5 protein-coding genes are annotated in these 15023 nt (G+C 66.3%); 2 read left to right on the forward strand and 3 right to left on the reverse strand.

What is annotated here, in order from left to right; genetic code table 11:
• The first annotated feature begins 14 nt into the window (after nucleotides 1–14).
• Nucleotides 15–1469, forward strand: a complete 1455-nt coding sequence (locus G4D85_RS08560; protein WP_164009888.1) for a tetratricopeptide repeat protein — start codon at nucleotides 15–17, stop codon at nucleotides 1467–1469.
• A 23-nt stretch (nucleotides 1470–1492) separates the two neighbouring features.
• On the opposite strand, the gene G4D85_RS08565 is transcribed toward G4D85_RS08560, so the two are convergent.
• Nucleotides 1493–2413 carry a TIR domain-containing protein gene (locus tag G4D85_RS08565; protein ID WP_164009890.1) on the reverse strand — a complete coding sequence of 307 codons (921 nt, stop codon included), beginning with the start codon at nucleotides 2411–2413 and terminating at the stop codon, nucleotides 1493–1495.
• Nucleotides 2414–2612: 199 nt separating this feature from the next.
• Here G4D85_RS08565 and G4D85_RS08570 point away from each other — a divergent pair, with 199 nt between their 5' ends.
• A complete protein-coding gene (locus G4D85_RS08570; RefSeq protein WP_164009892.1) occupies nucleotides 2613–5822 on the forward strand; it encodes a WD40 domain-containing protein in 3210 nt (1069 codons plus the stop codon).
• A 154-nt stretch (nucleotides 5823–5976) separates the two neighbouring features.
• Here the strand turns inward: G4D85_RS08570 and G4D85_RS08575 are convergent, their stop codons facing one another.
• Together G4D85_RS08575 and G4D85_RS08580 are read right to left on the reverse strand one after the other, a co-directional pair.
• Entirely contained in the window at nucleotides 5977–10353 is a 4377-nt protein-coding gene (locus tag G4D85_RS08575; RefSeq protein ID WP_164009894.1) for an NACHT domain-containing protein, read from the reverse strand.
• A 113-nt stretch (nucleotides 10354–10466) separates the two neighbouring features.
• On the reverse strand, nucleotides 10467–14684 hold the full coding sequence (locus G4D85_RS08580) for an NACHT domain-containing protein (RefSeq protein ID WP_205525471.1): 4218 nt from the start codon (nucleotides 14682–14684) through the stop codon (nucleotides 10467–10469).
• Nucleotides 14685–15023 lie beyond the last annotated feature (339 nt).

Consider the following 15023-nt stretch of genomic DNA (forward strand, 5'->3'; position numbering starts at 1 on the left):
GCCCTGGAGGTTTCGTGTCCGTGCCCGTCCCGCCCCGTCCGATGTGCTTCGTGGCCATGCCGTTCGGCACCAAAACCCCTCCGGGGCTGGCTGGGCCCGCCGTGCACTTCGACGAGGTGTGGCAGGGGCTCAAGGCCGTTCTCGAACGGCAGGGACTCGAGGCCATCCGTGCCGATGAGGAGCTGATGGGTGGCTTCATCCACCGCCCCATGTACGAGCGGCTGGTCGTGTCCGAGTACGTCATTGCCGACCTCACCTTCAGCAACGCCAATGTGGCCTACGAGGTCGGCGTGCGCCATGGCGCGAGCCGCGGTGCCACCGTGCTCATCTGCGAGCAGCGTTCTCTCGCGCAGCTTCCCTTCGACTTCCGGGCGCTTCGCGTAGTGCCCTACGACGCGGGGAGCGACGGACACGTCACGACCGAGGCGATGCAACAGCTCGAAAAGACGCTGACGGAGCGCATCCAGCAGGCCCGACGCGGCGAGCTGCCCCCGGACAATCCGCTCATCCAGGTGACCCGCATCGGCCCGGGGAGCATCGCGCATGACAAGACGGACGTCTTCCTGCTGCGCACGCCCTACGTGAATGCGATGACGGAGCGGATTGGCGCGGCCCTGACCCTGAAGGACAAGGAGAAGGCGCTCGCCCAGCTGGAGTCCGTGCGCGCGGAGATCCTGAAAGCGCCTCAGGAGGTGGCCCAGCTCCACACGGTGCTGCTGCACCTCTTCATCGCCTATCGCGAGAAGGGCGAGTTCCAGCGGCTGGTGGACCTGTACCCGCATCTGCCCGCGGAGCTGCAGCGGACTCCCGTGGCGCGCGAGCAGCTCGCGCTCGCGCTCAACCGCCTGGCGGAGGCTGCCGCCAAGGCCAAGGACTTCGCGGGCGGCCAGCAGTTGCGGGCGCAGGCGCTCGAGGTGGTGCGCACCATTTCTCCGGAGCAGCAGAGCAGTGAGACCTTCGGCATCCTGGGCCGCATCTACAAGGGCCTCGCGGACGCCGAGCAACAGGCGGGGAACACGGCCGAGGCTCAGGCCGCGGTGAAGAAGGCCATCCAGGCCTACGAAGATGGATTCCGGAAGGACCCGCGCGACTACTACCCGGGCGTCAACGCGGTGACGTTGCGAATCGTCCGAGGCCGTGCCGAGGACGAGGTCGCGCTGAAGCGCCTGCTGCCCGTGGTCCGCTTCTCGGTGGACCGCGCCCCAGCGCCCAACTCGCAGAGCAAGGCCGAGGCGTACTGGCAGGAGGCGACCCGGCTGGAGCTGGCCTGCGCCGAGAGGGACTGGCCGTCCGTGGAGCAGCATGTCGAGGCGCTGCTGGGGCTCGGGGCCGAGCCATGGATGCAGTCCTGGATGTACGAAACGACGTCCGCGAATCTGAAGAAGCAGCGCGACGCCCGGTCCGGCGAGCCCGAGACGGTGAGACAGCTCGAAGGCATCCTCCAGAAGCTCATGCCGAAGACGTCCTGAGCCCCCTGGGGCTCGGCGGCACACTACTTGGGCGAGAAGGGGTCCTCGGGGAACGGGCGGGTCGCCACGGTGACGCTGAAGTCTCCTCCCAGGGAGGGCTCCATCCAATCCTCGAGGTTTGGCTCCACCTCGCACCCGGCCTGCATGAGCTTCCTGCGAAGCGTGCGCCTCGAGTCGATGCCATTGGTGAGGCGGATGTGGAGGATGCCGTCAAGGTCGGAGGGCAGCTCGACATGCCCCACGGTGACCAGGATGGTGCCGTCGCGGTTCAGCCCCATGGCCATCCCCGCCTCGTAGATGACATTGGGTCGCGGCTGCCAGCGGCGGATGTTCCGCTCTGACTCGGTGGGCTCACGCCGTTCAGGGACGAGGCATGCGAATTCGTCCGGAGTCAGAAGCGCGATGACGGCCCGGGTCTTCGACACCCCGCGTGCGACGATCTCCACGATGGGCGTGTTGGAAACGGATTCGTGAAACTCGTCCACGAAGGTCCAGGCCTGGAGTCCCACGCCCTTCAGGAAGCGCTTCAGCTCCTGCAGGGTGGCTCTGTCCCGGCCGTGGATGATGAAAACCTTCTTCCCGTCTTTCGCGGGGGGCGCCACCGTCGGCACTGCGGCATCCACCTTCGGTGGCGACACCGGAGGATGGGGTTGTTGCGGCTCGGCGGGCTCGCTCACGTCCTCGATTGCGCCCAGCTCCAGGATGCGCTCGATGAGCGGCGCCTTTTCGCGACCGCTTTCGTCCACGTCGAGCGCCAGGCAGATGGCCTTCAGCTCGTCACGTGTGAGCAGCTCGAGAACGTCGGCGAACTCCACCGACCTGGAGCGGACAATTGCGGAGATGTGCTGCTCGTAGACGCGGCGATCTTCAACGTGCAGGTCGAAGACGGTCGTGATGTCGGAGAGCCGATCCCGGCTGAGCTCCTGAAGGGCTGCTCGCCGCACTGCCGGAGGAAGCCGACGTTTTTCTTTCGAGGCCATCGCGGGGAGACGCTACCAGAGGCCCTTGGCGAGGCACACGAACTCCGCGAGGGCGATGCGGCGAAGCAGCAGCAACTTGAGTCGGCGCCGGGCCGTGGGCTACGGCCGCGTTCAGCGGCGCTCCTGCTTCGGCAGAGGTGTATACCTGCCTTGAGGTGAGCCGATGGTAGAGCTGACGGACGTCTATCTCTGCTGCGTCCCGGAGGAACGGGAGTTCGTACGCTCGCTGGAGGACACTCTCCGCCTCGCCCGGCGGAAGCCCTTCGTCGCGGACGGAGAAGGCGCCACCGGAAGCTGGGAGCCAGGCGCCGAAGCCGCACTGAAGGCGGCGCGTAACTTCGTCCTCATCCTCAGCCCGGACTCCGCGGCCTCCCCACGCTGCCGAGCGCAGGTCGCGCACGCGGTGAAACAAAAGAAGCGCATCGTGCCCGTGCTGCGCAGGGACGTGCAGGCGGAGGCCCGCCCCCGGGCCGTCACCTTGCTGCGTCCCATTGACTTCCGGGAGCAGGATGACGCCAAGGCGGCGATGCGGGCCCTGCTCCTCGCGCTGGACAGTGCGCTCACAGTGGATGTCTTCATCTGCTACTCGCGGAAGGACAAGCCCTTCGTGGACCACCTGTACGCGGCCTTCGAGCGGGCGGAGAAACGGACCTGGCTGGACCTGAGGAACATCCCCCTGTTGGCCGAATGGCCGACGGAAATCGAGGCTGGCATCGAGGCCGCCGAGCACTTCCTCTTCGTCCTGAGCCCGGACTCCGTCGCCTCCACGGAGTGCCGGAGGGAGCTGGACCATGCGCTGCGCCTGCACAAGCGGCTGGTCCCGGTGCTGTACCGGGACGTCCCGGACGCGCAGGTCCCCCGCCCACTCTCGGTCATCGAGCGAGTCCCCCTTCGGGAGAAGAGCTTCGACGACGACTTCGTGGCGCTGCTGGCCGCGCTCGGAACCGACCTGTCCTTTGTGCGCGCGCACACGCGCCTGTTGGTACGTGCGCTCGATTGGGAGAAGCAGCAGCAGGATGACAGCCTGCTGCTTCAGGGCAAGGACCTCGAAGCCGCGGAAGCCTGGCTGGGGACGGCGGTTCCCGGCACCGGGCCGCAGCCGGTGCCGCTGCATACCGAGTACATCCTGCGCAGCCGCCAGGAGGCGACGCGGCGTCTCCGGCTCCAGTTGGCCGCCGTCTCGATGGGCCTCGTCATCGCGATAGCCCTGATGCTGACGGCTCTCTACCAGTACTCTCAAAAAGAGGAGCAGCGCCGCATCGCCGTCTCGCTGCAGCTTGCGGCGCAGTCGAACGAGCAGCGGCCCCGGAAGCTCGAGCTGGCGCTCCTCCTGGCCGCCGAGTCCTTCGAGGCCTCGCCTACCGTGGAGGCACGCAGCGCCCTGCTCTCGGCGCTGCGTGACGCCTCGTACCTCCAGTCGTACCTGCACGGGCACGAGCGCCGCATCAGCCAGGTGGCCTTCAGCCCTGATGGCAGGTGGCTCGCCTCCGGAAGCCACGATGGCACTGCCCGGCGCTGGGATGTGCGAACGTGGGAATCCCACGCGATTCCCGAGCTGGCCAGCGAGAGCGACTTCGTGCAGGGGGTGGCCTTCAGTGGCGACGGACGGTTCCTCGCCGCTGCGGCGGATGACGGTGCGGTCCGGGTCTGGGACAGCGTGAGCGGGACGCCTGTCTGTGCGCCATTGAAGAAGGACGGCGGGCCCATGCAGAGCGTGGCGTTCAGCCCGAAGGGCGGACTGCTGGTGGCGGGGGACCTCCTTGGGAAGCTTCACCTCTGGCAGGTGGAGCCGGGACGATGCGAACCGCTCGAAACCGCCGTGCATGGTGCCGAGGGCCCCGTGGTCCAGCTGGCCTTCAGTCCGGACGGCCAGCGCCTGGCCTCGGGACATGGAGATGGCTCCGTGCTGATGTGGCAGGTCCAGGCGGAGCAGCTGCGGGAACCCCACTTCAGTCCGCTGGGCGCGGCGAAGAGAGTCCTCGACCTCGCCTTCAGCCCGGACGGCCAGTGGGTGGCCGTGGGCGGCTTCGATGGCAGCCTCCGGCTCTGGAGCATCACCACGCCGGAGGCGCCGGTCATCCCGCTCCTGAACGGTGGCGAGCGGGTCTTCAGTGTCGCCTTCAGCCCGGATGGGCGGAGGCTCGCTTCGGGCGGCGCCGATGGGCGCGTGCGCCTTTGGGACCCGCAGCTCGGCAGGGAGCTTCCTGGTTTCAACCCGGGCCGCCAGTCATGGGTCACCAGCCTCGCGTTCAGCCGGGATGGCCGCTACCTCATCTCCGGGAGCGCGGATGGCGCATTGGCGCGCTGGGACCTGGAGATGTACGAGGACCCCGGGGAGCACCGACCCCTGGGGCGCCGTCTCACCGGGAAGCGTGGGCAGGTGATGCACCTAGCGTTCTCTCCCGATGCCGGAACCCTCGTCTCGGGCGGGCTGGACGGTGACGTGGTGCCGTGGGCCCTGGGCTCCCCCTCGGTGCAGCCCCTTGCGGCACGTCCCTGCTCACGTTTCGAGGAGGTCCGGGGCGTGGGTTTCCACCCGGGTGGCGGTGAGTTCGCGGTCGCCGCGGGAGACACCGCGGTGCGCCTGGATGCGCGGAGCTGTGCGTCTATCGGGACTCCGTTCCACGTCGATGCGGGTCCCGAGACGCTGATGGGCATCGCCTACGGCGAGGACGGCAATACCCTGGTGGCGGTGAGCGACGTGGGGGCGGTCTACCTCTGGGATGTCACGGGGAAGCCTGATGCGCGGCTTGCTCCGGATGCAGGTGTCGGGGTGGTGGACGTGGATTTCAGTCCGGACCGCCAGCGGGTGGCGCTGGGCGCTGGTGATGGAAGCGTCCTCTTCGTGGAGGCCAAGGCGGGTGGCCGCTATTCCAGAGCTGGCCCGATCCCTCGTTCTTCGGTCTCGGCCGTCGCGTTCAGCCCCGACGGTCGGCTGCTGGCCTCCGGGGGAGACGATGGCCGCGTCCTGTTCTTGGACGCGAGCACGGGCAAGGCGCTCGGGGACCCGGTGCCCACCCAGGCGAAGCGGGTGTTCAGCGTGGCCTTCAGCGGGGATGGCCGCACGGCGGCCTCAGGGTACGAGGATGGGACGCTGGTGCTCTGGGACGTGCAGTCCCGGGAGCCCATCGGGATTCCCCTGAAGGGGCACCGTGACTTCGTCACGGCCCTCGCGTTCACGGCGGACGGTGCCTTCCTGGCATCCGGAGACGAGAAGGGCACGGTGCTCCTGTGGGATGCGCGGGTGGAGTCCTGGCAGGCCCGGGCCTGCCGCATCGCGAATCGAGACTTCACCCCCGACGAGCGGAGACGCCACTTCGGCGACCCGCCTGTGCCTGGCGCGTGCCAGCGTCTGCTCGGGGAGTCCCCCTGAATCCTGTCCTGCGCGCGCTCGACTTCATGGGTATCCGTATGGTCCAGCCCGTGCCAGTTCCTGGCGGATGCGCACCTTCCAGGGGCGGGTCCACGACATCCAGCACCAGGAGGACCCGGCGGGGGCGTGGGGCCCTGCGCAGCAATTCTGAATCCTACCTGCCCATGGAGCGCACCTTCCTCTCCCGGTGCATCCACGGAACCTGTGCTCGCTCTCCGTCGAACCACGCGACACCCTGCGTGTTGACCCATCCCGCCAGCTCAGAGTTCTCAACGAGGGCGTGCCTCTCCCCGTGAATCATCCATGCCAGCACCCACCCCGAAGCTTCGAGCCGCTCTGCGAGAGCGGGCAGCGAAGCGAAGACGGCATCGGGCCCACCTGCCAGAGCGAAGTTCCTGAAGAGCAATCGCCCATCCGGAAGCCGGTACCCGCTGGACTCCCGGTCTAACTGCAATTGCCACTGCTGAATGAGCCAGGGGGTGGGAAGGGTGATTATCCTTTCGTGTGTATCCATCTCAGCGAACAGGTGGGCGTAGGGCACGGGGAAATACTCATCCCAATCGATGCCTGGCTGGTTCGCGTGGATGAACCCCACAGCGAGTTCCCCCTTCAGCGCGCTCCAACGATCCAGGGGGAGCGCGTCCGCTCTGGGGATCTCCGGCCGCCCGATGCTTCGCAACCGCTCCTGCACCTGGGGCTTCTTCAAATCCTCGAGAAGCCGGCGCAGGCTCGATTTCTGGATCACCTGCGCCCTGCCCATCCACCGGATATCCGCCACGAAATCCGGCTCCGCCCATTCGCCAGGCACCCATGGGCGCTCCCAGACCTGGAAGATGTTCGCGCGGATCCAGGGAGTGGCTGGTGAATCGCCTGCTTCAGGTGGAACCCGGTGCAGGAGCGTAGGGAACGCAGGCTCGACGTGCGGATTCTGGATCCAGGCTTGGATGGATGGCTTTGTCGGCTCGGGCCAGGGCTGTGAAGGCTCGCCACCATCCGGGGCAGTGGATTTGAAAGGCCTCTCGGCCCGCTTGGGAGGGACGAGCCATAGGGATGGTGCAGGCAGGTCTTTTCGCAAGTCCCTGGGGGTTTCATAGACCTTGGAGCCATCGCGCCGGTCTGCGCTCACATAGTAGTGGTCCGTCAGGAAGGCCTGCAGGGTTCTCCATCCAATCCACTGGTATTTCTTGCCGATTCGTTCGATTCGCCCCCCTGCATGGATTCTCACGTCCGAGTGCATTGCTTCTTCATCGAAGGAATTGAACCGTTGGGACGTCCAGCCGAGCTTCAAGCAGTTATGCGCGATGAACCGGCCCATCAACGCAATGTCGAAGGACTCTGCCTTGGCCGCGCCGCCCAACAGTGCCTCGGACCTCCGATAGGGTCGTTCGGGTTCCGTTGAAGACGGCAGCGGGCGAGCGAAGAACCGCGCACCTCCAGAGTTTCCTCCCAGTTCATACAGGAAGAAGTCTCCGCTCGTGCAGGAACGGACGATGGCCCGATAGCCCCGGGATTCGTCCATGGCTCGGAGCTGCTCTATGGAGGGAACACTCCCCAGCTCCAGATGACTTGCATGGGGTGGGACAACTCGGGCGAGGTCAATCTCCCCGGGCTTCGTGACCGCGGCCGCACGCTCGACAATGGACCGGGCATAGTGCCGGATGAAGAGGTGGCACCACCGCGGCCCTCCCTGCGGGAAGTGTTGCTGATACACGAGCCGGCCGATGCGGCTGACCCACGCCTGGTTCTTCTGAACCTCGACTACGCCTAGAACAGCCCGAAGGGAGGATTCGACCACATAGGCGTCGTCTACCGGAGTCAGCGCGGGCAGGAAGTTCTCGACAATACCCGGACAGGCATTGAGGACACGGCAGAGCCCCCGGGTTGCCGCCTCACGCTGTCCGGTGTGTGAACTGGCGCAGGCCCACATGAGGACAAGCGCAAGGGGGGCGGCGACGTCGGGCTCTAGCTCCTTGAACCCGTACGCATCCGTCCATTGCGTCAGGATGGAAAGCGTCGCGCCCTCATCCTTCCAGGAGTTGGCGAGATGAACCGACCAGAGCGCGTCTCGGTCCCCGAGGGACTTCTGAGCAGATAGCCCTGGATGGAGGAACTTCGCCACCTGTAGCGGATGTCCAGGGATGAGAGAGAGCCGGATGTAGAAATCAACACGTTTTGAGAAGGTCCACGGGAGACATGCCTCCCATTGCTCCAGAAGCTTCCGGAGCTCCAGCGGAGACACTCCAAATTCCCGGTCCTGGTTGCGCCAGAGGAGACTGTCAAAGAACGCCATGGCCACCCGGCGCTTCGAGACCCCAGCCGGAGGAATGATTTCGACGAGCTCCTGGCCTGTCCTTCGAGGGATTTCCAGGGCAAGCGCCTTGAGGAGCCCAGGCGCGTTGTAGGGTGGGCTCCCAGGCGAGTCCGAGACGAGCGCATGGAGTTCGCCCCCTTGCGAGAATGAATGGATGAGCCTCTTCTGTCCGATACGGCCCTCCGCGTCCGCCATGCGGCCGAGCAACCGGTCCGCCAGGAAGGTGTCCGAGAGCCGCTCAAAGGCAAACTGGAGAAAGTCATCATCCGGATTCGGACCGGGAACCTTCATCAGGATGTCGTTGGAGATGAAGAACGCGATGAGAGGTCGGCCGTGTGCGTACCGGTTGGCGATCTCCTCCGCACGGGCGCGGTCAATCGAGAGCGAGCCGCTCTCGAGCAGGGTGTCGGCGAGTTGATTGAGCGCTCTACGGATGGGGCTTTTCGCGGTCTCGTCAATTCCCAGCGCCGCATCTTCGAGCGCTGCACCCTCCAGGTGGTCGATGAGTCCATCCCGGACATCGAGCCAGGAAGGAAGCAGTCCGCGGATGCGCCCGTGGCCCCGCATGCTCAGGCAGAGCAGCTTCAGGTAGAGGGGATTGCTGAGCTCGGGAATGATGGGAGGAGAGACGGGGGCTTCAAGTCCATAGTGCGCGAAGAACCTGAGCAGCGCTTCGGCCTCGACCCCGGCGAATCCCCTGACCTCGCATTCGTTCCAGGCGGTGCGCCCTGCCTCGTCTTGAGGCGGTAGGGTACTCTTCAGGTAGTCGCTGCGTACCGAGAAGACCACTGCGATATTCGAGTACTTGCGGGCTTGTTCGAGCATGCCCGCGAGCTGTACCCGCCAGCGGCTCCGTGGCTGCGTCTCGTTGAGTGCATCGAAAGCGATGAGCGCCATGCACTGACGGCGCCGGGCTTCCGCCGAGAGCGTCGCGAGGAACTGGTCCGGCGTTGTGTCGCCAGCGATGCCCAGCCGGGCAAAGATTTCCTGCCACAGGTCGCCTGTACCCGTGAGCTGCTGTCCGAGCACGCCGACCGCGACACCTCCCTGCTGAACATGGCGGAGGACCTGATCGACCAGGGCATGGGTCTTCCCCTGTCCTGCCGAGCCATGGAGCAACAGGACCGGTGACTCCATCAAAGGGGCGTACTGCTCGACCAGGTCGAGCACCGAGCTGCATTGTATTGCCGCTGCCTGAAGGAGATACGTACGGTCGACAGAGGAACTCGCCGTATCGCCGGGGGGGCTGCTCCCTCTCGCCGCGCGGCCCTTCGCTCCCTTCTTCCTGCTCACCGTGTCCAGTCCCTCGATGCATCGCTTCTCCAAAGCCCTCAAGACGGCCTGAATCCGCTCGAAGTCTGGAGGCGCCTCCCACGGCTCGAGCTGCCCGAGTGCGGTGGCTACACCCCGCAGGGCCTGCCTGCTCGACTCCAGCTCCTCCGTGTAGCGGACCAGGGCAAAGACTTCGCCCAGTGCGTCATCCAGTTCCTTGAGGGCCTGTGGCAGCCTCAGCACTGCATGGAACGCCTTCGCCAGTGGCGTTTCAACGTGAACTTCCGGGGTGAAGCGGGGGCCCGCGTCCTTCGCGAGCCTCCTGGCGCTGTCCTGGAGCCATTGGTCGAATGGCTGCCGCAGCCAGGGAGCCTGCCTGTGGAGATAGGTGCGGAGGTGATGCTCCAACTGCTCCGCGAAGTCCCGTGTCGTCTTGAAGGTGTGAAAACCGCCGTGCTGTGAGCCGTCCAGTGCCTGCACCCATGAAGACTCGAAGAAGGCGTCTACCTTCTTCCTCTGGCGGGAGTCTGCCTTCGCGTTCGCCGGCCCCCGGTAGAGCAGTATGTACGGCTGAGCGCCCTGCGTCCGCTGGGCTTGCTTCCACGCCTGGTGGAACTCGTACTCGCTTCCAGATTCGAAGGCAGAGCCATCTTCCTTCTGGAACTTCTTTCGCGGCAGGGGCGTGCCCATGCGGCCGCGGAAGATGCCCACGCAGACATCGCAGTCCTGTGGGCGCTTCACTTCCAGGTCGACGGATTCCTGGGGCGGGCGAGTGGCCACCATGGGCACCGTGCGTCCCTGGGCATCCGAAGCCTCGACCCGAAGAATGAAGCGGTCTTGCAGGTACGGGTCGCGCAGGAGCTTCTGGACTACGCGTTCAGTCGCCCGTCGCTCGTGCACGCAGTCGCCAGGCGAGGAGAGGAACAGCGTCAGGGTGCGGAGGCCCATCGCGATGACTCCAGGAGCGGCGGAGGTGCCGCCGAAGCAGGTGGAGCGGGGAAGAACGGCATCCTCGTGCTGACCGAACGGAGCTCCGGCCCGCGGGGAAGCCCGGCGCGGCTTCAGCGTGCCGGGGCGCGCGACGTACGGCGCAGCCGGGTGAGTGCCTGGGCCGCCCACTCCCTGAGCCAGGGCGTGGGGTCCACCGCCGCCCGCTGTTCGAGGAGGGTGAGTGTCTCGGAGTGGTGAGGCCAGTGCAGGACCAGGCCATGCAGTGCCGCCTCACGGACGTGGTATGGGGCGTCGCGAGGCTCATCCTCCGGGCCCGGTGACTCGTCCCTCACCGCCGCATCGGTCAGCAGTACCCGGGTCTCTTCCCGGTCCGCGAAGTACTCGGCGAGCGCCAGCGCGACGATGGTGCGTGGGTACTTGTGCTCCTCCTCCCTCAGGCGCTCGGCCAGGAGTCGGAAGGTCTCCGGGTCTGCCCGGAACTGGCGGGCCAGTCCGCTCGCCGCGGATGCCCGGTCCAGGGCATGGGGGCCTCGTGCGGTCATCTCCCGGAGCAATTCTGCTGTCCCTTCGTGCCGGGGATAGTGGTCCGCCAACGCGTAGAGGGCCGCGTAGCGTACGCTTGCGTCCGTGTCCGAGCGCGCGAGCCGTGTCAGCCGGGAGTAGGTGCCTCCTTCTGGCCAACCCTGCGCAAGGGCGAATGGTGCGAGAACCCGCTGGCGGGGGTCCGAGTGGGACGACGCATAGTCCAGCACCGCGGCATGCACCTGAGAGTCACCTCTGCCGAGCGCGCCAATGCTGATTCCGAAGAGCTTGTCGTAGATATACGAGTACCGCTGTGGCGCTCGCTGCTTCAGCAGCCTCGCCAGGTGGTGACGCTCGGGCCATGCGGTGCCGATCGACATGAGGTGCGGCACCACGTGCAGTTGCATGAAGTTGTAGAAGATGGGGACCGAGGCCATGTCCTTGTCGAACTCCATGCACAGGCCTTCGAGCAGGCGTGCCGCTGGAACAGCCATCTCCGCGGGCCGCTTGACCTCCCGCAGGCACTGCAGGGCCAGGGCGAGGTGCCACGGCGGCCGGCCCTTTGTGCGCTCCGCCGAGGCGTCGCCACACTCGGCGCAGAGGTACTCGATGATGTTCGCGGTGAAGGACGGGTCGATGACGCCCGCGATGAGCCGCAGGACCTCGTGCCAGGACTGGTCGCTCCAGTGCTGCCCATACACCTCGCGCTTGAGCTGCTCCGGGTCGAGCTTCCGCGTCTTCTCGAACTTGTGCGTGAGCGAGGCCGCGCAGAAGTACTCCAGGAAGCCCCGGTGGACGAAGCCATAGAGCCCCGCTCCGAAGGGCGAGATGATGAAGTTGCGTTCGTGGAGCTGCTGGATGATGGCCCGTGCCACCGGGGTTGCCTCCGTGGGCACCGCGCCGTACCGCGTCTGGACGTAGTCCTCGAACTCGTTCAGCAGGTCCTGCTTGTGGATGTAGTTCCCGGCGAGCCCGCGACTGGCCTGCATCTTGTACGCGAGCCTCCGCAGCATCTCCTTCTTGTCGTCCGCGTCGATGTACCTCACATGCAGTTGCTGGTTCCTCAGGAGCCGGTTCACGTCCCAGTGCTGGATGAGCACCGTCGCCGCATGCTCGTAGAGCTTCCAGCGCTCTCGGGGCAGCTCCTGGTTCTTGCCGATGATGGCCAGGATGGTGAGCAGCAGGGGATTGCCGGAGAGGGCGCGGATGGACGGAGACGCTTCGAGTGCCTCGGCGAGCCGCTGGGTGCGCTCGGCGGCCTCCTGCGACCGGTCGTACATGGCTCTTGAGAACCACGCATCGAGGAACTCCCGGGTCTGCTGCGGGGACAGGTCTTGAAGTGAGTAGTGGCGGAAGCCCGCATCGGTGAGGATCTTCCGCCGGTAGCCTACGTGCCGGCTCGTCACCAGGACTCGGGCCTGGGGATACTGGACCCCGAGGCCAGCAATCTCCCGCGCCACCTCATCGCGCTCCTCGGGCTGGAACACTTCATCCAGGCCGTCGAAGATGAACAGCACTCGGCCCTCTTCCTTCAGGTAGGAGCGCAGTGCCTGGGTGGACGGGTAGTAGCCCTCCATGGTCTTCAGCCGCTCAATGTAGTCGAAGAGCGTGGCACAGGGGCCCGTGGGCTGGCGCAGCGCCACGTAGCTCCGCAGCTCGATGAGGAGGGGGATGAATCTCTCGTAGGCCTTCCGCACCCGCTCGTCGCCCTGCTCGTCCACGAGCGACAGGAGGATGTAGCGGGCGAGGGTGGACTTGCCGGAGCCAGGGTCCCCCAGGAGGATGACCTGCTCGTTGACGGCCCGCGCCAGGGCGTCGAACACCGGGATGGGAGGCTGCTCGTAGTAGACCTCGCTGACGCGCCGGACCTCCTCCAGGGGGACCTCGCGGGGCAGGTCGTCCGGGTGCAGTTCTCCCTCGTTGCTCAAGCGCTGGAGCACCTCCTTGGGGATGTCGAGCGGGGGCGCGTTCTCCCGGACTCCAGCCTCCACGAAGACGGAGCGGAGCTGGATCTGGAGGTATTCCTCCCGTTCCGGCGGGGTGAGCCCTTCCAGGTCCAGCCGTTGATAGCGCTTGAGGGCCTCTCGCTGGTACACGGTGAGCTCCTGTCGCCATGAGGGCTCGGGGGGCGGCCGCGGGGCCTCCTGACCGCCGTCATCCAAGCGCTGGCGCAGGAAGCTCTCAAGGTTCTTCTTGAGGAGGGCGCTGAACGCCTCGGGCTCGGGATAGGCGTTGTAGCCACCCCGTAGTGAGCCGTCCGGGGCCGTGAAGCGGCCCAGGAACTTCTTTACCGCCGCGTACTGCGCGCGCTTCACGTCGAAGTCTGGGTCGTCGATGTCGAGCTGCGGCTTGTAGGTGCGGTGATAGACGAACACCGTCTTCTTCGCGCGCTGCGCATCCTCGAACTCCCACTCCGTTCCAGACGCGTACCGGGTGCCATCGGGACGCGCGTCCTGCTCTGGCAGCGGGGTGCCCAGGCGGCTCCAGAGGATGACGAGCGTGAGGTCACATTCCGAGGGCCTGGGCGAATACCGGTTGACCGTGCGCTGGGGTGTCTCTCCCGCTTCCATCGGCGTGGGTGCATTGGGGTCATCCCAGGCGACCAGCTCCAGCGTGACCCTGCCTCGCAGCAAGGGCTCCTTCTGGAGCCGGTCCACCACTTCGCGTGCCATGCGCCGTTCATCTGTCACGTCACCGGGAGAAGAGAGGAACACCCGGAGGTGGAGTGGCCCGCGCTTCACCGCGGAGCCCCCTGCTTTCTTGCCGCGCGGAGTGCGCCTGGGAGTCTGGCGGGTGGGCGGTGATGCCGTCGCGGAGCGCAACACCGAGTCTACCGCTCGCTGGACCGCGGCTTTCGAGGCGTGCCACGGCGTCGGAGCCCGCGTCATGTCGTCGGAGGGGAATGGGTCCTCTGGCGGCATCGCGAAGTTGGAGAACTCCTTGTCGCGAACGGTGACGTACTGCTCCCAGCTTTGCAGTTCCTTGAAACGCCAGATGGCGTCCTGCGCGACGTGGACTCTCCAGCCGCTGTCTTCGAGGAGCCCGGCGTCTCCCGAACCCCAGGGCTGGTGTTCGAGCATTCGGGCCAGGGGCAGCACCTTTTCGACGGGGCGCTGCATCCGGGCGGCGATCTGCTCGATGGTGAAGCTCGTCCCCGGTCCAGGGGCGGCGTCGAACCAGAGCTCCGCCACGGTTCGGACGAAGCGGACCGCCAGGGCAAGGCCCTCTTCATCCTCCACGAATGGCAGCGCATGTGCCGCCAGGATGATTCGGCGGGGCTGCTTGTAGCCACCGCGGGACTCGCGGATGAAGGCAGGGGTCAGCTCATCCACGAGGCTGGGAATGAAACCCAGCGTGCCTCGGTGCTGGAGGGTGAAGGGGACCAGCCTGGGCCACGTGCCCATCTCGCGGAGCGAGGCGTATACCGTCCGCAGGAGCGCAAGGTGCGGCCCTCGTGGGTTCCGCTTCACCCGGCCGTGATGCACGGGCTGGGAGAGCCGCAGGTAGTCGTCGAGCGACAGCACGTGCTCGTACTTGACGCTCGCCAGGGTGGCTTGAAGATACGAGTTGCTTTCGGGGAGGGTTCCCACCGGTAACAGAATCCAGCGGGCGAAGCGGGTGAGAAGCCGCGCCGCCCATCTCGCGTGCTCATCGTTCCCCCAGAGCGCCAGGAACTCCGTGCTCGTCACCTGTGCCTCGGGATTCTTCGAGTCGTCGCCGAGGTCCGGGTGCTCGATGAAGCGCTGGGCGAGCAACCGCATCAGGTCAGGAAGCGGCGCCAGGACAGCCCGTACCTGGGGCAACATGAGCAACGATTCGAAGGTCGTGCTCACGCTACTGCCGGTGACTGTCAGCCACGAAGTGCTCTCCGCGAGGGTATCGAGCTGTATTCCCTGCTGCTGGAGCCGGAGTTCCAGCCGCCCTCGCTGGGGCCAGTCGTCACGCTCGCGGACATTCGCCCAGAGGTGTTCCAGAACTGTCGCCTGCTCAGGAGTCATCGCGATGGTCCCCCTCTCTCGAGCTTGGGAGGGACGGAGATTAGCAAGAACATCCAGGCGTGCTTCGAACGCGTGCGCCAGGCGGTCCGCAGGCTCTCGTCCGGAAAAGGGCGCGGGTGATTTGACATCGCGCCTCGCCCGTTGTGA

Origin of the sequence: Pyxidicoccus trucidator, from assembly GCF_010894435.1 — a bacterium.
GTDB lineage: Bacteria > Myxococcota > Myxococcia > Myxococcales > Myxococcaceae > Myxococcus > Myxococcus trucidator.

Excerpts from the sequence above, each read along its gene's own strand:
- G4D85_RS08570 (WP_164009892.1), top strand. The coding sequence starts at position 2,613 with ATGGTAGAGCTGACGGACGTCTATCTCTGCTGCGTCCCGGAGGAACGG.
- G4D85_RS08575 (WP_164009894.1), bottom strand. The coding sequence starts at position 10,353 with ATGGGCCTCCGCACCCTGACGCTGTTCCTCTCCTCGCCTGGCGACTGC.
- G4D85_RS08580 (WP_205525471.1), bottom strand. The coding sequence starts at position 14,684 with ATGTTGCCCCAGGTACGGGCTGTCCTGGCGCCGCTTCCTGACCTGATG.